Genomic DNA, 17,553 nt, shown 5'->3' on the forward strand with positions numbered 1-17,553 from the left:
AGCCCGTGTCAGTCAACGAAACAAATCTGCCTCAAGCAACCAGGTGATGATGGCCTCGATCCGGTCCACGCCTCGCATGTCAGAGTGACGAAGAAGCCAGACATCACGCGCCATGCCGGGCATGGCCGATGCGGGCTGAAGCTCGATCAAGCGCGATTCCCGGCGAGCGGCCGCTACAGGTAACACAGCGCGCAACGGTGCCGCCAAGCAAGCTTCAAAGGCGGTTTCCAGATCGTGCACCTGAATCTGAGAGCGCGGCCCATTGGTCTGACGCGCCAGTGTTTCCGTCCAGGCGGCTTGGGGGAGATGTGCCGCAACCGGGTCATAGACAAGCCAAGGGCGGTCTTCGGGGGCGATTTCCAGAGCGTCTCTGGCTGTGAAGGCAGAGAACGTCACACATCCCATCTTCTGCGCCAGAACCGCATTACCGCCTTCGCGTGGCTCGCCGAAACGCAGGGCCAGATCCACCTCGCGTCTGGTCAGGCTGAGGTTTTGGCTGTCTGGAATCAAGCTGATGTTCAGGCCGGGGTGACGAGTGGAATATTCTGCCAGACATGGCGCAAGCAGGCGGTTCAATAGAAACGGCACCGCAGTCAGGCGGACGGTACCGCGGAGTTGCGTATCCTTGCCAAGCAACGCCTGTGCCGCATGAACGTGCTGCTCCATTTGCTCGGCGTGCTCTGCAAGGTGCTGGCCGGTTTGCGTAAGCTGGCTGAGACCGGATTGGCTCCGATTTATCAAATGGGCTCCTGCCCGTTTTTCCAGTCCCTTGATCCGGCGTGACACCGTGGTGGCATCAAGACCCATAATATCAGCTGCACCGGCGAGGCTTTCGGCCCGCGCAATTGCGAGCAAAAAACGTAAATCGTCCCAATTCATCTGCTGCATAGATGCAGTTTATACCGGCAAATTTGAGCGTTGAGAATGCATTTTTGCTGCAGCAAACTCGACCTGTTCAAAACGGAGGCAAGTATGCTCTACGCAATCCACTTTCATGACAACATTGATGCAGACCCTGGCATTCGCCCGTTTTTCATGCAGCAACACCTCGCATTTCTAAGCGAGAACAAGAGCTTCGTTCGTGCCGCCGGGCCACTGAAGGAGGATGATGGCTCAGTGAAAAGCGGCCTCTGGCTGGTCGATGCCGAGACACTTGATCAGGCTTGGGCGTTGGTAAAAGCCGATCCTTTCTGGCCGACTGGTCTGCGTGACAAAGTAGAGATCAAGCACTGGGCGCAGGTCTTTGCAGGCGGGCATGCGCTTGTCTGACCTTGCCCTGTTCGCGGCACTGCCAGGCTGAGGATGGGCATTCTGCAGCCGCATCCTGTTTACGGCGGCTGCCGTTGCTCGTGCCGGGCAAATTGCCGTTGCGTCAGGCGGATGAGACCTGGTTTCCGACAACCCCGGCGACTGGGCCTTCCATTGCAATGTGAATGGTACAAAAGAACCGGACTGGCCGGCTGCATCCGAGTGGTCCGATGGATCAGCCGAGCTGTTCCAGCAGGGCCTTGGCAGCGGCCTGTTCAGCCTGCCGCTTGGAGCCTGCGGTGGCCTGCGCTTCGGTGCCGTCCTGCAGACGGGCAGCGATGGTGAAGACCGGCGCGTGGTCGGGGCCGCTGCGCGAAACCTCCACATAGGTGGGAACCTTCTGGCCGCGGGCCTGCGCCCATTCCTGCAGCGAGGTTTTGGCATCGCGCGCGTCGGTTTCAACGTGATGAATGCGGCTGCCCCAAAGGCGCAGGATCACCTCCGCCGCGGCATCAAAGCCCGCGTCCTTGTAGACCGCGGCAATCACCGCCTCCATCGCGTCGCCCAAGAGCGCCTGCTTGCGGCGGCCGCCGGACATCATCTCGGAGCGGCCCAGTTTCAGCACCGCGCCGAGGTCGATTTCCTTGGCGACGTCGGCGCAGGCTTCCTTGCGCACCAGCGCGTTGAAGCGCGGCGCCAGCTGGCCCTCGGTTGCGGTCTTGTCGTGCTCCAAAAGCGCGGTGGCCATCACAAGCCCCAGCACCCGGTCGCCCAGAAACTCCAGCCGCTGGTTGTCTTTGCGGGTCGAGGAAGACACCGACGCATGGGTCACAGCGCGCTGCAGCAGGTCGGGGCGGGCGAACTTGTGTCCGATCCGGTCTTCAAACGCGCGCAGTTCCTTGGACAGTTTCACTGGATCCCCTTGAAGAAGCGGTCGCTGCGCCAGGTCCAGAAGTAGAGCATCGAGCGCCCGGCGGAGGAGAACATGATCCGGTCGGCACGGCCGATCAGGTTTTCATACGGCACGAATCCAACCCCGCCCGCAGACTGCGGCAGCCGGCTGTCCGAGGAGTTGTCGCGGTTGTCGCCCATAAAGAAGTAATGGCCTTCGGGCACCTGGTAGACACTGGTGTGGTCAACGCCCTGGTTGGTGATGTTGAGCACGGTATGCTCATTGCCGCCGGGCAGGGTTTCGATCTGGCGCGACTTTTTGCAGATGGCGCCCTGGCCGACCGGCGCGTTCTCGCAGCGCGGCATCGAGCCTTGCGGGCCCTGGCGCTCCATCACTTCCTCAAAATCGCCTGCGTCCTGCAGCTTGACTGCTTCACCGTTGATGAAAAGCACACCGTTCTTCATCTGAATCTTGTCACCCGGCAGGCCGATCAGACGCTTGATGAAGTCGTTGCCATTGACAGGATGGCGGAACACCACCACGTCGCCGCGCTCCGGCTCGCCGCCGATCAGGCGGGTGTTGTCGCCGTCCAGGAAGCCGCAGATGTTTTTGGCATCAATGTTCACTCCGATCGCGGGCATGCGGATGCTGGGGCAGGAGGCGTAGGAATAGCCATAGGCCATCTTGTTCACGAACAGGAAATCCCCGATCAGCAGGGTTTCCTTCATCGATCCCGACGGAATCCAGAAAGGCTGAAAGAACAGGGTGCGGAAAACACCGGCGATCAGCAGTGCGTAGACAATGGTCTTGATCGTCTCGATGATCGAACTGCTGGTCTTTGCTTTGGCCGTCATCAGGCTCTCCGGTTTGGAAACAGGGTCCGGGGCTACATGCGGGCCTGAGGGGGGCAAGTCAAGTTCCGGCGGGCGATTCCGCAGGGTGCGCGGGGATTGGGCGTGCCTCGATCAGCACAAAGGCCTGCGCCCAGGGGTGATCATCGGTCAAAGTCACGTGAATCACGGCCTCATGGCCGGACGGGGTCATCTGCTCCAGACGTTCGGCGGCCCAGCCGGTCACATGCATCACCGGCTGTCCGGTGCGCAGATTAGTGACCGCCATATCCTTCCAGGCGATTCCCATGCGCAGGCCGGTCCCCAGCGCCTTGGAGCAGGCTTCCTTGGCGGCCCAGCGCTTGGCATAGGTGCCTGCCACGTCGCGGCGGCGCTCCGCCTTCCGCTGCTCTGTTTCCGTAAACACCCGGTTGCGGAACCGGTCGCCAAAGCGGTCCAGCGTACGTTGGATACGCTCAATATTGGCAAGGTCGGTTCCGATACCCAGGATCATTCTTCCAGCCGCTTCAGGCCCAATTTGATGCCATGGCCAAGGAACAGCCGGTTGACCATCAGGATGACTGCCAGCAGGAGCAGGAAGATCCCGGCAAGGTAGACGAAGGGAATTGTCTGCCGTGCCTCTGCCACCATCGGGCTGTTCCAGTAAAGCGGCAACTGGATGATGGTCAGCACCGCCACCACCCCGGTCATTGCCGCCGCACAAGCCCAAGCATCCCTGCCTGGCAGCGGTGCGCGGGTAGTCTGGGCAATGCGCATGCCTTCGACAACCGACGCTGCCATCGGCGGCAGCACCGTCGCCAGCCCGGCTGGCATTCCGATGCCGAACTGCGCCAGCAAAAACCCGGCCAGAAGCATCGCAACAGAGGCGCCCATCCACCAAAGCCCGTAACGGATCAGATTGACCTGCATCATCCCTGCTCCCGTGCGGCATCCATCAGACGGCGCATTTCCTGAACTGCAGGGGTCAGGCCGCGGAAGATTGCCTCGCCAATCAGGAAGTGGCCGATATTCAGCTCGCGCACCTCCGGGAAAGCAGCAACCGGCTGCACGCAGTCATAGGTAAGACCGTGGCCCGCGTGCACCTCCAGCCCCAGCGAGTGGGCATAGGCGGACATGTCCCGCAATGCCTCCAGTTCGCGGTCGCGGTCCCCGAACCGGCCTTCGGCGTGATAGTCGCAATAGGCGCCGGTGTGCAGTTCGATCACTTCGGCGCCAATGCGGTGGGCGGCGTCGATCTGTTTCCGGTCAGCGGCGATGAAGATCGACACACGGCAGCCGGCATCCCGCAACGGAGCGATGAAATGTGCAAGGCGATTTTCCTCGCGCGCCACTTCCAGCCCGCCTTCGGTGGTGCGCTCCTCACGCTTCTCCGGGACGATGCAGACCGCGTGCGGCTTGTGGCGCAGGGCGATCTTCTGCATTTCATCCGTCGCCGCCATCTCGAAATTCAACGGCACTGTCAGCGCCTCCATCAGCGCATCGATGTCCGTGTCCGTGATATGGCGGCGGTCCTCGCGCAGGTGCGCTGTGATCCCGTCAGCGCCCGCTTCCTCGGCCAGTTTGGCGGCGCGGACCGGGTCCGGATAGGCACCGCCGCGGGCGTTGCGCACGGTGGCCACATGGTCGATGTTCACGCCCAGGCGCAGCTGATGATCTGTCATGAGAGGTTACTCATCCGTCTGAAGTCAAAGCCTTGGCCCCGAGACTAGACGGACAGCCGGCAAGAGCAACCCTGCAGGCGATATTGGTACAATCCGGCGGCCCCGTTCACGTGCCGGTGTCGACCTCGGCGCGTTTCTTGATCGCCTCAAACTTGGCCTTGATCTTGGCCCGGCGGCGCTGCTGGTAAACCCTGATCACCGGCAGGCTGAGCAAGTAGCAGACCGTGGCAGCAACAACACCCGGGATGACGCCGCCAATCATGTAGGGATAGAACACCTCGTTGTAGAACAAGTGCAGGCCCTGCCAGTCGGCGGGTCGGTCCATGAACAAGGCGATCAGGTTGTCCTTCAAATCGCCGCCTGCGGCCAGAAACTTACCCACCAGGGATTTGTCGACTTCCTGGTCGAACTCGGTCCCCAACAGCCAGTGCCCGGTCTGCAGTGAGGCGACCCCGATTGGCACATAGGTCAGCGGGTTGCCGAAGAAGGTGGCGCTGAGCGACGCCAGGATATTGCCGTTCATCAGCCGTGCAATGAATGCGGCAACAAAGAAATGCAGCCCGTAGAAGGGTGTGAAGGTCGTGAACACCCCCGCCCAGATGCCGCGGGCGATGCGCTCAGGCGAATCGGGCAGGCGCCGGACACGGTGCTTTACATACAAGAACGCCCTGCCCCAGCCGCCGCGCGGCCAGAGGAAATCCGCCAGCGCCCGGAGGGGCGGACGTCTGTCCCGGCGCCTGAATACCAAAGCTGTGCGTCCTTCCCAGTTCCCGGCTCAGAGTTTCAGCGGCTTACCCCGGAAAATGGCGCTCTTCCGGCTTTTCCCGGAACCGCGCCACCGCGGCAACATCGCTTTCCGCCTCAAGCGTCAGCATCAGCGAGTGCAGCTGCTCCACATCCCGCAGCTCCACATTGATCATGAGCCGGTAAAAGTCTGGTTTCCTGTCTACAAATTCCAGGTCCGAAATATTGGCCTTTTTCTCACCGATCAATGTGCAAATACGCCCCAGCACGCCGGCGTCATTGCCAATGGTCAGCTCCAGCGTGGTGCCATAGGCAGCCGGGTGGGTACCGCTGTGCCACTGCACGTCCATCCAGCGTTCCGGCTGGTCCTCGAACTCGCCCAGCTTGTCGCAATCGGCAGCATGCACCACCACCCCGCGGCCGCGGTAGGTGATGCCGATGATGCGCTCGCCCGGAAGCGGCTGGCAGCAGGCCGCGCGCTCAAAGCTTTGGCCCGGTTCCAGGCCGATCACCGCACGGCGCGGGGAGATCTCGTCGCCGTCGCCGGTGGAGGTCAGCTCCGGATAGACCGACTGCACCACGTCATGGGCAGTAATCTCCGCTGCGCCCAGCCGCGCCAGCAACTCGTCCACGCCGCTGGCGCGCAAGGCGCGGGCCGCGGTTTCCAGCGCCTTGTCGGTGGCCTTCTTGCCAACGTGCTCAAACGCTGAGCGCGCCAGCTCATGGCCCAGCTTGACGAACCGCGCCCGGTCCGCTTCGCGCAAGCTCCGGCGGATGGCGGTGCGCGCCTTACCGGTGGTGGCGATTTCCAGCCAGCTGACCTGCGGGGTTTGCCCTTCGGCGGTGATCACATCGACCGACTGGCCGTTGCGCAAACGTGTCCACAAGGGCACGCGGATGCCGTCAACCTTGGCACCAACACAGGAGCCGCCGATACGGGTGTGGATGGCGTAGGCGAAATCAATTGGTGTCGCGCCCTTGGGCAACTTGATCACGTCCCCCTTGGGCGTAAAGCAGAACACCTGGTCCGAATACATCTCGAGCTTAACGGCCTCGAGGAATTCGTCGTGGTCATCCTCTGCGTCGAACTGCTCTGTCAGTGAGGCGATCCATTTTGCCGGGTCAACGGCAAAGGGGTTCTCGGTGCGCACCCCGTCCCGGTAGGACCAATGCGCCGCCACGCCCGTTTCGGCAACATCGTGCATCTGGCGGGTGCGGATCTGCACCTCCACCCGTTTGCCGTCGCGGCCCGACACCGTGGTGTGGATGGAACGGTAACCGTTCGATTTCGGCTGGCTGATGTAATCCTTGAACCGGCCCGGCACCGCCCGCCAGCGCTGGTGGATGGCGCCCAGCGCGCGGTAGGCGTCCTCTTCCGACAGGGTGATAACCCGGAAGCCGTAAATGTCAGACAGCCGCGAAAAGCCCTGATCCTTGGCCTGCATCTTGCGCCAGATCGAATAGGGTTTCTTGGCGCGGCCAAAAACCTCCGCCTCAATCCCGGCCTTTTCCAGTTCCAGCCGCATGTCGCCGGTGATCCGGTGGATCACGTCGCCGGTTTCGCGCTGCAGGGTCACAAAACGGCGGATGATCGACTGGCGGCCTTCCGGATTCAGCACGCGGAAAGCCAGATCCTCCAGCTCCTCGCGCATCCATTGCATACCCATGCGGCCCGCCAGCGGCGCGTAGATATCCATCGTCTCGCGCGCCTTCTGGGCCTGCTTTTCCGGGCGCATCGCCTTGATGGTACGCATGTTGTGCAGGCGGTCGGCGAGCTTGACCAGGATCACCCGCAGGTCCTTGGACATCGCCATGAACAGCTTGCGGAAGTTCTCCGCCTGTTTGGTCTCCCGGCTGGAGAGCTGCAGGTTGGTCAGCTTGGTGACGCCATCGACCAGCATCGCCACCTCTTCGCCGAAACGGCGGGAGACTTCCTCGTAGTTGGCCTTGGTGTCTTCGATGGTGTCGTGCAGCAGCGCGGTGATGATGGTCGCATCATCCAGCCGCTGTTCGGTCAGAATGGCGGCCACCGCCACCGGATGCGTGAAATAGGGCTCGCCTGAATGGCGGAACTGCCCTTCATGCATCTGCTCGCCAAACGCAAAGGCGTCCGCGATCCTGTCCGCATTTGTCTTGGGATTGTAGTTGCGGACCAGAGCAATCAGGTCGTCAGGGGAAATCATGTCCGGTCCGCAGCCTCAAATAGTCAGACGCGCGCCTCAGCCCTGGCCCTGGGCCTCCATCAGCGCACGCAGCAGTTTCTCTTCCGACATGTCGTCGTCAGCCGGCTTGTCGTTGTCCGCACCCATCAGCAGAGCCATGGAATCCTCTTCCGGCTCATCAACTTCGATCTGGGTCTGGTTGCTTTCGATCAGGCGCTCGCGCAGTTCGTCGGCGCTTTGGGTCTCGTCAGCGATTTCACGCAGGGACACAACCGGGTTCTTGTCGTTGTCGCGCTCGACAGTGATCGGGGCACCCGCCGAGATTTCGCGGGCACGGTGCGCAGCCAGCATCACCAGCTCAAAGCGGTTGGGCACTTTATCGACGCAATCTTCAACCGTCACGCGGGCCATCAGCGACTCTCCATATCATTCCTGGTCCAGAAGGCAGACATCTACGCCCATATCTTTCTCTTGACAAGGGCGGAAAACACCGCATTGCGCGGCTCAGAGCGGGGTTACCTCAGCCACGTCCTGATCCGGCAGCTCCGCCAGCATTTCAGACACTGTTTTCTGCAGGACCGGGTGGCGCCAGCGGGGCGCGATGTCGGCCAGCGGCACCAGCACAAAGGCGCGGTCCTGAATGCGCGGATGCGGCAGGATCAGCTGACCCGGCGCCTCCTGCATCTGGCTCTCCAAGGGCAGTCCCTGCCAGCGGGCATATCCCGCCGCGTCCGGCAGCACCGCGCCGTCAAAGTCCACCAGATCCAGATCCAGCGTCCGCATCCCCCAGCGCTGTTCCCGCACCCGGGCAAATTGCGCCTCCACCTGATGAAGCCGCTCCAGAAGACCGCCGGCGGACAGCGTGGTGTCCACCGCCACCGCCGCATTCACATAGTCCGGCCCGGCACCTGCCGGGAAACAGGGTGTCTGAAAGAACCGGGAGACGCTGCGCAGGGAAACCTCCTGCGACTGCAGCGCACGGATGGCCTTTGCCAGGGTGATCTGAGGCGCATCAGCGTCAGCGGGCAGGTTGCCGCCCAACGCAATCAGCGCCGTTTTACGGTTTTCGGCCATCTTTGACCCTATTCAAACGGACAGTATACTTGCGGCAAATGACAAATAACTTACATTAAGTCTACCCGTTTCGCCGATTTCAAAATCACACTCACGGAACCCCCGGCCGAGACGGTTATACCGGAAGGAAAATTTTGATGTTTTACAAGGACGAACGGCTCGCGCTGTTCATAGACGGTTCAAACCTGTACGCCGCTGCCAAGGCGCTCGGGTTTGATATCGACTACAAGCTCCTGCGGCAGGAATTCATGCGCCGCGGCAAGCTTCTGCGGGCCTTTTATTACACCGCCCTGCTGGAAAATGACGAGTATTCGCCGATCCGGCCGCTTGTCGACTGGCTGCACTACAACGGTTTCACCATGGTCACCAAACCGGCCAAGGAATACACCGACAGCATGGGCCGCCGTAAAGTCAAAGGAAACATGGACATCGAATTGACTGTCGATGCCATGGAGCTGGCGCCGCGTGTCGACCATATCGTGCTGTTCTCGGGTGATGGAGACTTCCGCCCGCTGATTGCCAGCCTGCAGCGCCAGGGCGTGCGGGTTTCGGTGGTCTCGACCATCCGCAGCCAGCCGCCGATGATCTCTGACGACCTGCGCCGCCAGGCCGACAATTTCATCGAGCTGGAAGAGCTGCGCGACGTGATCGGCCGCCCGCCGCGCGAGCAGAGCGAACCGCGTTCCGCGACAGCCGCACACGGCTGAGCCGGAACCGCCGGAAAACACACCGGAACAGGCGCCAGATGGGGTGGCGCCTGTTCCGGCCCCGGCTACTCGGCGTCCTGATTGTTGATCTGGTTGTGGCGGGCAATGATATCCGCAGGCCAGCGGCTTTTGATGAAGGCGAGAACCTCCAGCATCTCCTGTTCGCTCAATACCCCGGCGTAGCCCTGCATCCGGCTGCGGTAGCCGTTCCCGACAAGCTGCTCCATGCCATGCCGGGTGATTTCCAGCAGTTGCGCGTCGGGATGGTGCCAGGTATGGCCGCTTGCGTCTTGCGGCGGCGCCGGCATGTAGCCCTCGCTGTCCCGCGTCTGCCAGTCCGGCTCGCCCCGCAGGTCTGCGCCGTGGCAGCTGGCGCAATGATCCTGATAGATCCGCTGCCCGGCGGCAACTGCCTGCGGATCCTGATAGGGCAGGATACCGGCTGTCCGGGTATCCGCGCCCGTCAGCCAAAGATATCCCGCGCCCGCCAGCCCTGCGGCAACGGCGGCAATCACCCGTTTCATTCTGTCCTCGCTTCTGATGCCAACCGGCCTTTTCCTTTGCCGCCTTCCGGCGCTGGAAGGACCAGTCACATCTGTGTGAGGTCTCCGCGGCACTGGACCTTGCCGCCCGAAGCGCTTACCTCTGGCGCGCAAGGAGACGCCCATGACCAAGCCAGCCCTGACCCTCTACCTCGCCGCGCCGCGCGGCTTTTGCGCCGGTGTCGACCGCGCCATCAAAATTGTTGAAATGGCGATCACCAAATGGGGCGCCCCGGTCTATGTGCGCCATGAGATCGTGCACAACAAATTCGTGGTCGACAGCTTGCGTGAGAAAGGCGCGGTGTTTGTCGAGGAGCTGGACGAATGCCCCGACGACCGGCCGGTGATCTTCTCTGCCCACGGGGTGCCGAAATCGGTGCCTGCCGCAGCTGAGGCCCGCGAGATGATCTATGTGGACGCCACCTGCCCGCTGGTTTCCAAGGTGCATATCGAGGCCCAGCGCCACGCGGAGGCCGGGCTGCAGATGATCATGATCGGCCACAAGGGCCATCCGGAGACCATCGGCACCATGGGCCAGCTGCCTGAGGGCGAGGTACTGCTGGTTGAGACTGCCGCAGATGTGGCAACAGTTGATGTGCGTGATCCGGACCGGCTGGCCTATGTCACTCAGACCACCCTGTCGGTGGATGACACCAAGGGCATCGTTGCAGCGCTGGTAGAGCGCTTTCCCAACATCATCGGCCCGCACAAGGAAGACATCTGCTATGCCACCACCAACCGTCAGGAGGCGGTAAAGTCGGTGGCGCCCAAGGCGGACGCGCTCTTGGTGGTCGGCGCGCCAAACTCCTCCAATTCCCGCCGCCTGGTCGAAGTCGGGGCCAAGAACGGCTGCGCGTATGCCCAGCTGGTGCAGCGCGCCGGCAACATCGACTGGCGCGCGCTGGAAGGTATCCGTTCGGTTGCCATTACCGCCGGCGCCTCTGCCCCCGAACTGCTGGTCAACGAGGTGATTGACGCTTTCCGGGAGCGGTACGAAGTCACTGTCGAAGTGGTGGAAACGGCTGTTGAAACGGTGGAGTTCAAAGTACCTCGCGTGCTGCGGCAGCCTGCGTGAGCGCACAGGCCCGCGTGCAAACCAAGTGACAGAAATTACACACGTTTCAGGCGAACCGTGTTACGCATGAAGTCCCGGGCATTATTACTGGAGCCGCTTTCATGATCACGCTGCACTTTCTGATCACCGCCTTTGTTGTAGTCCTCGCCCCCGGCACGGGTGTCATCTACACGCTGGCGCTAGGCCTTGGCCAAGGCTGGCGCGCCTCGATCTGGGCCGCGGTTGGCTGCACCTTCGGCATCCTCCCGCATCTGGCCGCGGCGACACTGGGTCTTGCCGCCGTCCTGCACAGCTCTGCCCTGCTGTTTCAGATCGTCAAGGCGGCGGGCGTTGCCTATCTCCTGTACCTCGCATGGCAGGCGCTGCGCAGCGGCGGCGTGCTGGCAGTCTCTTCAAAACGCACCAGCCAGCCCGGCTGGAAAGTCGTCTGGCGCGGCGCGCTGATCAACATCCTGAACCCCAAGCTGTCGGTGTTCTTCCTGGCGCTGCTGCCGCCGTTTTTGAGCGGCAACCCCTCCAGCGCCACGCTGGAGATGTCGGTTCTGGGGCTGGTGTTCATGGCGATGACCTTTGCCGTCTTCGTGCTGTACGGGCTGTTCGCTGCCCAGGCGCGCACGTACCTGTTGAACAGCGAACGGGTGCTGAAGTGGATGAGCCGCGGCTTTGCTGCCGTTTTTGCGGGGCTTGCGGCCCGTCTGGCCATGGAGCGCGCCTGACAGCTGAACGGGGAGATAGCAGATGAGCGACCGGCAAACACTGGAGGTCTATGCCAAGGCAGCGCAGGCATACGCGGATGGTTTTGCGCGGTCCGATGACAGGTTTCACGATCCGGATTTTGAAGCCTTCACATCTCTATTGCCGACCGCCGCCCATGTTCTGGATCTGGGCTGCGGTCCAGGCCATTGGGCGGCACGCTTCAAGGCGCAGGGCTTTGAGGTTTCGGCCCTGGATGCCTCCGTTGAGATGGCCGAACTGGCGAAATCTGATTTTGGAATTGAGGTGGAAGTTGCGCCCTTCGAAACGCTGGAGAGCAAAAGCGGATATGATGGCATCTGGGCCAACTTCAGCTTGCTGCATGCGCCGCGGGCTGATCTCCCCGGTCATCTGTCCTGCATCCATCGTGCCTTGAACCCCGGCGGCATCTTTCATATTGGCATGAAGCTCGGGAACGGCGAAGGGCGGGACAAGCTGGGACGTTTCTATGCCTACTACAGCGAGGATGAATTGAAAAATCTGCTTCTAGACGCGGGCTTCACCGTAACCCGGAGCCGCCGCGGCAACGGCCAGGGCCTGGCTGGCGGTGTCGAAACCTATGTAATCCTGACCGCTCATGCCTGAATTATTTGCTTATACCGACGGCGCCTGTTCCGGAAACCCCGGCCCCGGCGGCTGGGGCGTACTGCTGCGCGCCATGGACGGTGACACCATCGTCAAAGAAAAAGAACTGAGCGGCGGCGAAGCGGAGACCACCAACAACCGGATGGAGCTCCTGGCCGCAATCAACGCGCTGGAAAGCCTGGCACGGCCCTCCACGATCACCGTGGTGACCGACTCGGCCTATGTGAAAAACGGCGTTACCGGCTGGATCTTCGGCTGGAAGAAAAACGGCTGGAAGACGTCGAACAAGAAGCCTGTAAAGAACGTTGAGCTGTGGCAGCGGCTGGACGAGGCGCAAGCCCGCCACAAGGTGACCTGGGAATGGGTCAAGGGCCACGCAGGCCACCCGGAAAACGAGCGCGCGGATGAGCTGGCACGCGCGGGCATGGCCCCCTTCAAGAAGAAGAAAAGCGCCTGATGCGCGAGGACATCGCATGACCTTTCTGGCGCTGCTGGACTATGCCTCAGTGCTGGTCTTTGCGCTCTCTGGCGCCCTGGTCGCCAGCCGGGCGCAGCTGGACATTGTCGGTTTTGCCTTTGTCGCTTGCCTGACCGCGCTTGGCGGCGGCACCCTGCGCGACCTGCTGCTGGACCGCAATCCGGTGTTCTGGATCGGCAACCCCAATTATATCCTGCTGGCGGCCCTTGCGGCGGTGGCGGTTTTCTTTAGCGCGCATCTCCTGGAAAGCCGCCTGCGCTGGATCGTATGGCTGGACAGTTTTGCATTGGCGGTTGCGGTCTCTGCCGGCACCGGCGCTGCGATCTCGCTGGACAGCCCGCCGGTGATCATCGTGCTGATGGGCATGGCCACCGGCACCATGGGCGGGCTGATGCGCGACGTGGTCTGCAACGAGGTGCCGCTGGTGCTGAAACAGGGCGAGCTCTACATCACCTGCGCCATGGCGGGCGCCATCACTGCCGTTGCCGCCATCTGGCTGGAGTTTGAACTGAAGTTCGCGCTGCTGGCCTGCGCCGGGATCTGCTGGGTGCTGCGGGCAGGCTCCATCCTGTTCGGCTGGCACCTGCCGGTTTATAAAAGCCGCCCGCCGCGCAGCTAGGCGGGGCTGCTAACGCTGGACGTATTTCTGCCAGAGCCAGATCAGCACCAGGGCGCCCAGCACCGCACCCACGAAACCGGCCATGAAGCCCATCACCGCCAGCAGCGCGCGCAACACCAGGCCGCCCACCAGCGCCCCGGCCATGCCGATGCAGACCGTGGTGATGATATCGGTTTCCAACTTCATCAGCCGGGTCGCCAGAAAGCCTGCCGCGGCGCCGATGATGATCAGAGCTATGATGGGCATCAGACCCTCCGGTTACAGGCGGCTGCCCTTCGGAACCGGGAAGCCGCGCAGGAATACATCGGGATCCTGCGCGCTTTTGCCCGCACGTTGCAAGCGCAACAGCTGCACCGCACCGGCCCCGCAGGCAACGGTCAGACTGTCATCCAGCACCTCGCCGGGCGCGCCCTGCCCCTCCGCCAGCCGTGAGGCCAGCAGCTTGATGCGCTGGCCTTCCACTTCGCACCAGGCGCCGGGAAACGGCGACAAGCCGCGGATCTTGCGGTCCACTTCCGCTGCCGGGCGCGACCAGTCGACCTGCGCCTCTGCCTTGTCGATCTTCTCGGCATAGGTGACGCCCTCATCGGGCTGCACTTCCGGTGTCAGCTCCGGCAGGCGGCTCAAGGCTTCAACGATCAGTGCCGCGCCCACCCCCGACAACCTGTCATGCAGCTGGGCGGTGGTTTCTTCCGTGCCGATGTCAGTGGCCTCGCGCAAGAGCACCGGACCGGTGTCGAGCCCCGCCTCCATCTGCATGATGCAGACGCCGGTTTCAGCGTCACCCGCCATGATTGCCCGATGGATCGGCGCCGCGCCGCGCCAGCGCGGCAAAAGGCTCGCGTGGATGTTGAGGCAGCCCTGCCGGGGCGCATCCAGAATGGCCTGCGGCAGGATCAGCCCATAGGCCACGACCACCGCCACATCGGCATTCAAAGCGGCAAAGCTCTCTTGCTCCTCCGCGCCCTTCAGCGAGACCGGATGGCGCACCTCCAGCCCCAGAGCCGCGGCGCGGGCGTGGACGGGTGTCGGCCTGTCCTTCTTGCCGCGGCCCGCAGGCCGGGGCGGCTGGCAATAGACGGCGATAATCTCGTGCCCGGCCTCCACCAGCGCGTCCAGCACCGGCACTGAAAAGTCAGGCGTTCCCATGAAGATGATGCGCATCTGCGTCCCCGTCCTGCCCCGCTGCCATGCCGCACATCCGGAGGGACCGGCCTGCGTCAACGCAGGTTGTCGCCCGGTTCCGGGGTAGGCGTTTCGCGCCCGCCCTGGGGGCGGGCCGGGCGCGAACCGGACCGCAAGCGGCCCGGGAGTTCAGTTTCTGGCCTCAGCCGTTCAGCTTCTTCGCCTTGCGGATCAGCATGTCGCGCTTCACCTTGCTCAGATGGTCGAAATACATCCTGCCGTTCAGGTGGTCGATCTGGTGCTGCACCGAGGTCGCCTCGATGCCGACGAAATCCTTGCGGTCAACCGTGCCCTGCTCGTTGATAAAGCGGACAGTGACGGCGCGCGGGCGTTTGATCTTGGCAGAGACGCCGGGCAGGTTCGGGCTGGCCTCGTCATGCTCGCGCAGTTCGACCGAGGAATGCAGGATCTCCGGGTTCGCCAGCTTCACCGCGCGGCCGCGTTCGGCAGAGCCGTCCACCACCGCCAGCCGCAGCATCACGCCGATCTGGTTGGCGGCCAGGCCCACACCCGGCATCGCCTCCATGGTGTCGACCATGTCATTCCAGATTTCGCGGATCTCGCCGGTGATCTCTGTCACCTCTTCAGCCTTGGTGCGCAGGCGCTTGTCGGGCCAGGGCAGGCAGGTGCGGACGGTCATGTCAGTCTATCCCTCAGGCGCGGGCGCGTTCGCGCTTCAGCTTCTGCATCTTGCGGGTGATCATCTGGCGCTTCAGCGGCTTCAGGTAATCGATGAACAGCTTGCCGTTCAGGTGGTCGATCTCATGCTGCACGCAGGTCGCCCACAGCCCGTCAAAGGTTTCGGCTCTTGCATTGCCGTCGCGGTCCATCCATTCGACCTCCACCACCTTGGGGCGGGTCACCTCAGCGTATTGATCCGGGATCGACAGGCAGCCTTCCTCGTAGACATTGGTCTCGTCCGAGGAGGAAATGATCTGGGGATTGAACATCACCAGCGGACGCGGCTCGCCATCCTCTTCCTTGACGCAATCGAGCACGATAAGCCGCTGCAGGATGCCGATTTGCGGCGCCGCCAGGCCGATGCCCGGGGCTGCGTACATGGTTTCCAGCATATCATCCGCCAGCACGCGCAAGTCATCGCTCAGGTCCGGCACAGGCGCGCAGACCTTTTTCAGGCGGGGATCGGGATGGATCAGGATCGGTCGTTTCATGCGCCTCATGTATGCGATCAGCCGCCCCATCGCAACGCCCCCCTTGCGCGCGCCGCCGCAACGGTTAGCTTCGCTTCCAATCATACGGGAGTTCACCACATGAATTTTGACAAACCCACCGACCGGCGCGGCACCCACAGCTCGAAATGGGACAAGATGGAGCGTTTGTTCGGCGTCTCCCCCGAGGACGGTCTGGCGATGTGGACGGCGGACTCTGACTATGAAACCGCGCCTTGCGTGATCGAGGCCGTCAAAAACGCCGCGGAGCATGGCGTGTTCGGCTATTCCTGGCAGCACCCCGAGTATCTGAAAGCGGTGCAGTGGTGGATGAAGAACCGGCACAGCTGGGCGATTGAGACCGATTGGATCCTGACATCGCAAGGCCTGGGCAACGCCATCGCGCTATGCCTCGACGTCTGGAGCGAGCCCGGCGACGGGGTGGTGATCTTCTCGCCTGTCTATCACGAGTTCGCCCACAAGGTGAACAAATCAGGCCGCAAGGTGACCGAATGCCCGCTGGCACGGGACGGCGACACCTACAATCTGGACCTGGATGATGCGCAATCGCGCCTGAACGGGACGGAGAAGCTGCTGCTATGGTGCTCGCCGCAGAACCCCTCGGGCCGGGTCTGGACGCCGGAGGAACTGCGCGCGGTGGCCGAATTTGCCAAGCGCAACGGGCTGATCCTGGTCTCGGATGAGATCCACCACGATCTGGTCTACCCGGGCAGCACCTTTGTGCCGATGGACGTTGCCGCGCCCGAGGCGCGCGCCTGGACTGTGACCCTGACCGCGCCCTCCAAGACCTTTAACATCGCAGGCCAGCGCACCGGAAACATGATCATCCCGGACCCGGACCTGCGGGCGGCAATGCGGCACAAACAGAACACGCTGGACTATGACCCCAGCGCCCTTGGCGTGGCGATGATCACCGCCGCCTATTCGCCCGAAGGTGCCGAGTGGGTCGATGCCCAGATCGCGCATCTGGAGGGCAACCGGAAACTGTTTGACGAGACTGTGAACGCGCTGCCCGGCCTGAAGTCTCTGCCGCTGGCCTCCACCTACCTGGCCTGGGTCGATTTCTCCGGCACCGGCATGAGCCGCGAAGAATTCATCAAGCGCCTGCGCGAAGACGCCAAAATCGCCACATCGCCCGGTGACGGCTTCGGCACCGGCGGCGAACTCATGGAACGCTTCAACCTGGCGACCCAGCGGTCGCGGGTGGAGGAAGCCTGCCGCCGCCTGACCTCAGCCTTCTCGGACCTGCAATAAGCATGAAGCGCCTGCTGCGCCTCTTGGCGCTGGTCCTCCTGACCGGCGCCGCCTGGATGGCCTGGCAGGCCTTTGCCCCGCGTCCCGCGCCGCCGCCGCAATCCGCGGCGGTGGATAGGATCGATCGTATCCTGATCGAAAAATCCGCCCGCCGCCTGACCGCCAGCCGGGATGGAGAGACCGTGCTGGAATTCTCTATCGCGCTTGGCTTTACCCCCGAGGGCGACAAACAGCAGGAAGGTGACGGCAAGACGCCCGAGGGTGTCTTCCGCATCGACCGGCGCAACCCGAACAGCGCCTATCACTTGTCATTGGGAATAGATTATCCGCAGTCTGAGGACCGCGCCCGCGCGCAGGCCGCGGGGGTCAGCCCGGGCGGCGATATCTTCATCCACGGGCAGCCGAATGCGGTGGGCAATCTGGTCACCCTGCCGGGCGACTGGACCGCCGGATGCATCGCTGTCAGCAATGAACAGATGGAAACGCTCTGGCGCCTGGCTGGGATCGGGACGGAAGTGGAAATCCGCCCCTGA

General features: G+C 62.8%; 24 protein-coding genes. 9 read left to right on the forward strand and 15 right to left on the reverse strand.

Going from position 1 to position 17,553, the window contains the following annotated elements; genetic code table 11:
- Positions 1 to 12: 12 nt before the first annotated feature.
- Complete coding sequence (locus N6L27_RS12320; protein WP_271907554.1) at positions 13 to 888, reverse strand: LysR family transcriptional regulator; 876 nt, start codon at positions 886 to 888, stop codon at positions 13 to 15.
- Between the two features lie 84 nt (positions 889 to 972).
- On the opposite strand from N6L27_RS12320, the gene N6L27_RS12325 reads away from it, so the two are divergent.
- Positions 973 to 1,269 (forward strand): YciI family protein, encoded by a 297-nt coding sequence (locus N6L27_RS12325; RefSeq protein WP_271907555.1) that lies wholly within the window; start codon positions 973 to 975, stop codon positions 1,267 to 1,269.
- Between the two features lie 214 nt (positions 1,270 to 1,483).
- Here N6L27_RS12325 and rnc read toward each other — a convergent pair whose 3' ends face one another.
- The 9 genes from rnc to folK all read right to left on the reverse strand — a co-directional run bounded on the left by rnc (position 1,484) and on the right by folK (position 8,632).
- Entirely contained in the window at positions 1,484 to 2,161 is a 678-nt protein-coding gene (gene rnc / locus N6L27_RS12330; RefSeq protein ID WP_271907556.1) for a ribonuclease III, read from the reverse strand.
- A complete protein-coding gene (lepB, locus tag N6L27_RS12335; RefSeq protein ID WP_271907557.1) occupies positions 2,158 to 2,994 on the reverse strand; it encodes a signal peptidase I in 837 nt (278 codons plus the stop codon). The genes rnc and lepB overlap by 4 nt, the downstream gene beginning before the upstream one ends.
- A gap of 58 nt (positions 2,995 to 3,052) precedes the next feature.
- Positions 3,053 to 3,484 carry a holo-ACP synthase gene (gene acpS / locus N6L27_RS12340; protein ID WP_271907558.1) on the reverse strand — a complete coding sequence of 144 codons (432 nt, stop codon included), beginning with the start codon at positions 3,482 to 3,484 and terminating at the stop codon, positions 3,053 to 3,055.
- Positions 3,481 to 3,900, reverse strand: a complete 420-nt coding sequence (locus tag N6L27_RS12345) for an ABZJ_00895 family protein (RefSeq protein ID WP_271907560.1) — start codon at positions 3,898 to 3,900, stop codon at positions 3,481 to 3,483. Before N6L27_RS12345 ends, acpS begins: the two co-directional genes overlap by 4 nt.
- Positions 3,900 to 4,652 carry a pyridoxine 5'-phosphate synthase gene (locus tag N6L27_RS12350; protein ID WP_271907562.1) on the reverse strand — a complete coding sequence of 251 codons (753 nt, stop codon included), beginning with the start codon at positions 4,650 to 4,652 and terminating at the stop codon, positions 3,900 to 3,902. The genes N6L27_RS12345 and N6L27_RS12350 overlap by 1 nt, the downstream gene beginning before the upstream one ends.
- A gap of 106 nt (positions 4,653 to 4,758) precedes the next feature.
- Positions 4,759 to 5,400: a DUF2062 domain-containing protein gene (locus tag N6L27_RS12355; RefSeq protein WP_271907564.1), complete on the reverse strand. Its 642-nt coding sequence runs from the start codon at positions 5,398 to 5,400 to the stop codon at positions 4,759 to 4,761.
- Between the two features lie 43 nt (positions 5,401 to 5,443).
- A complete protein-coding gene (locus N6L27_RS12360) occupies positions 5,444 to 7,579 on the reverse strand; it encodes a RelA/SpoT family protein (RefSeq protein ID WP_271907565.1) in 2,136 nt (711 codons plus the stop codon).
- Positions 7,580 to 7,615: 36 nt separating this feature from the next.
- Positions 7,616 to 7,969: a DNA-directed RNA polymerase subunit omega gene (gene rpoZ / locus N6L27_RS12365; protein WP_039186722.1), complete on the reverse strand. Its 354-nt coding sequence runs from the start codon at positions 7,967 to 7,969 to the stop codon at positions 7,616 to 7,618.
- A gap of 93 nt (positions 7,970 to 8,062) precedes the next feature.
- Complete coding sequence (gene folK / locus N6L27_RS12370) at positions 8,063 to 8,632, reverse strand: 2-amino-4-hydroxy-6-hydroxymethyldihydropteridine diphosphokinase (RefSeq protein ID WP_271907566.1); 570 nt, start codon at positions 8,630 to 8,632, stop codon at positions 8,063 to 8,065.
- A 137-nt stretch (positions 8,633 to 8,769) separates the two neighbouring features.
- Between folK and N6L27_RS12375 the strand changes: the two genes are divergently transcribed.
- Positions 8,770 to 9,339: a LabA-like NYN domain-containing protein gene (locus N6L27_RS12375; protein WP_019296609.1), complete on the forward strand. Its 570-nt coding sequence runs from the start codon at positions 8,770 to 8,772 to the stop codon at positions 9,337 to 9,339.
- A gap of 65 nt (positions 9,340 to 9,404) precedes the next feature.
- On the opposite strand, the gene N6L27_RS12380 is transcribed toward N6L27_RS12375, so the two are convergent.
- Positions 9,405 to 9,863: a c-type cytochrome gene (locus tag N6L27_RS12380; protein WP_271907567.1), complete on the reverse strand. Its 459-nt coding sequence runs from the start codon at positions 9,861 to 9,863 to the stop codon at positions 9,405 to 9,407.
- 142 nt (positions 9,864 to 10,005) lie between these two features.
- Here N6L27_RS12380 and ispH point away from each other — a divergent pair, with 142 nt between their 5' ends.
- From ispH to N6L27_RS12405, 5 genes are all read left to right on the forward strand, one after another.
- Positions 10,006 to 10,956 carry a 4-hydroxy-3-methylbut-2-enyl diphosphate reductase gene (gene ispH / locus N6L27_RS12385; RefSeq protein ID WP_271907568.1) on the forward strand — a complete coding sequence of 317 codons (951 nt, stop codon included), beginning with the start codon at positions 10,006 to 10,008 and terminating at the stop codon, positions 10,954 to 10,956.
- A 101-nt stretch (positions 10,957 to 11,057) separates the two neighbouring features.
- The gene (locus tag N6L27_RS12390) at positions 11,058 to 11,672 is read left to right on the forward strand and encodes a LysE family translocator (protein ID WP_271907569.1); all 615 of its coding nucleotides are present in this window, start codon (positions 11,058 to 11,060) and stop codon (positions 11,670 to 11,672) included.
- A gap of 22 nt (positions 11,673 to 11,694) precedes the next feature.
- The gene (locus tag N6L27_RS12395; RefSeq protein WP_271907570.1) at positions 11,695 to 12,294 is read left to right on the forward strand and encodes a class I SAM-dependent DNA methyltransferase; all 600 of its coding nucleotides are present in this window, start codon (positions 11,695 to 11,697) and stop codon (positions 12,292 to 12,294) included.
- The gene (gene rnhA / locus N6L27_RS12400) at positions 12,287 to 12,751 is read left to right on the forward strand and encodes a ribonuclease HI (RefSeq protein WP_039186736.1); all 465 of its coding nucleotides are present in this window, start codon (positions 12,287 to 12,289) and stop codon (positions 12,749 to 12,751) included. The genes N6L27_RS12395 and rnhA overlap by 8 nt, the downstream gene beginning before the upstream one ends.
- A 16-nt stretch (positions 12,752 to 12,767) precedes the next feature.
- Positions 12,768 to 13,391 (forward strand): trimeric intracellular cation channel family protein, encoded by a 624-nt coding sequence (locus N6L27_RS12405; RefSeq protein WP_271907571.1) that lies wholly within the window; start codon positions 12,768 to 12,770, stop codon positions 13,389 to 13,391.
- Positions 13,392 to 13,400: 9 nt separating this feature from the next.
- Here N6L27_RS12405 and N6L27_RS12410 read toward each other — a convergent pair whose 3' ends face one another.
- The 4 genes from N6L27_RS12410 to def (N6L27_RS12425) all read right to left on the reverse strand — a co-directional run bounded on the left by N6L27_RS12410 (position 13,401) and on the right by def (N6L27_RS12425) (position 15,748).
- Positions 13,401 to 13,637 (reverse strand): GlsB/YeaQ/YmgE family stress response membrane protein, encoded by a 237-nt coding sequence (locus N6L27_RS12410; protein WP_271907573.1) that lies wholly within the window; start codon positions 13,635 to 13,637, stop codon positions 13,401 to 13,403.
- A 12-nt stretch (positions 13,638 to 13,649) separates the two neighbouring features.
- Entirely contained in the window at positions 13,650 to 14,555 is a 906-nt protein-coding gene (gene fmt / locus N6L27_RS12415) for a methionyl-tRNA formyltransferase (RefSeq protein WP_271907574.1), read from the reverse strand.
- 163 nt (positions 14,556 to 14,718) lie between these two features.
- Positions 14,719 to 15,216 carry a peptide deformylase gene (gene def, locus N6L27_RS12420; protein ID WP_271907575.1) on the reverse strand — a complete coding sequence of 166 codons (498 nt, stop codon included), beginning with the start codon at positions 15,214 to 15,216 and terminating at the stop codon, positions 14,719 to 14,721.
- A 13-nt stretch (positions 15,217 to 15,229) separates the two neighbouring features.
- The gene (gene def / locus N6L27_RS12425; RefSeq protein WP_065266824.1) at positions 15,230 to 15,748 is read right to left on the reverse strand and encodes a peptide deformylase; all 519 of its coding nucleotides are present in this window, start codon (positions 15,746 to 15,748) and stop codon (positions 15,230 to 15,232) included.
- A gap of 99 nt (positions 15,749 to 15,847) precedes the next feature.
- Between def (N6L27_RS12425) and N6L27_RS12430 the strand changes: the two genes are divergently transcribed.
- Positions 15,848 to 17,020, forward strand: coding sequence for a MalY/PatB family protein (locus N6L27_RS12430; RefSeq protein WP_271907577.1), 1,173 nt, complete (start codon positions 15,848 to 15,850; stop codon positions 17,018 to 17,020).
- A 2-nt stretch (positions 17,021 to 17,022) separates the two neighbouring features.
- Positions 17,023 to 17,553 carry a L,D-transpeptidase family protein gene (locus N6L27_RS12435; protein WP_271907578.1) on the forward strand — a complete coding sequence of 177 codons (531 nt, stop codon included), beginning with the start codon at positions 17,023 to 17,025 and terminating at the stop codon, positions 17,551 to 17,553.

Origin of the sequence: Leisingera sp. SS27 (genome assembly GCF_028368855.1) — a bacterium.
Classification (GTDB): domain Bacteria; phylum Pseudomonadota; class Alphaproteobacteria; order Rhodobacterales; family Rhodobacteraceae; genus Leisingera.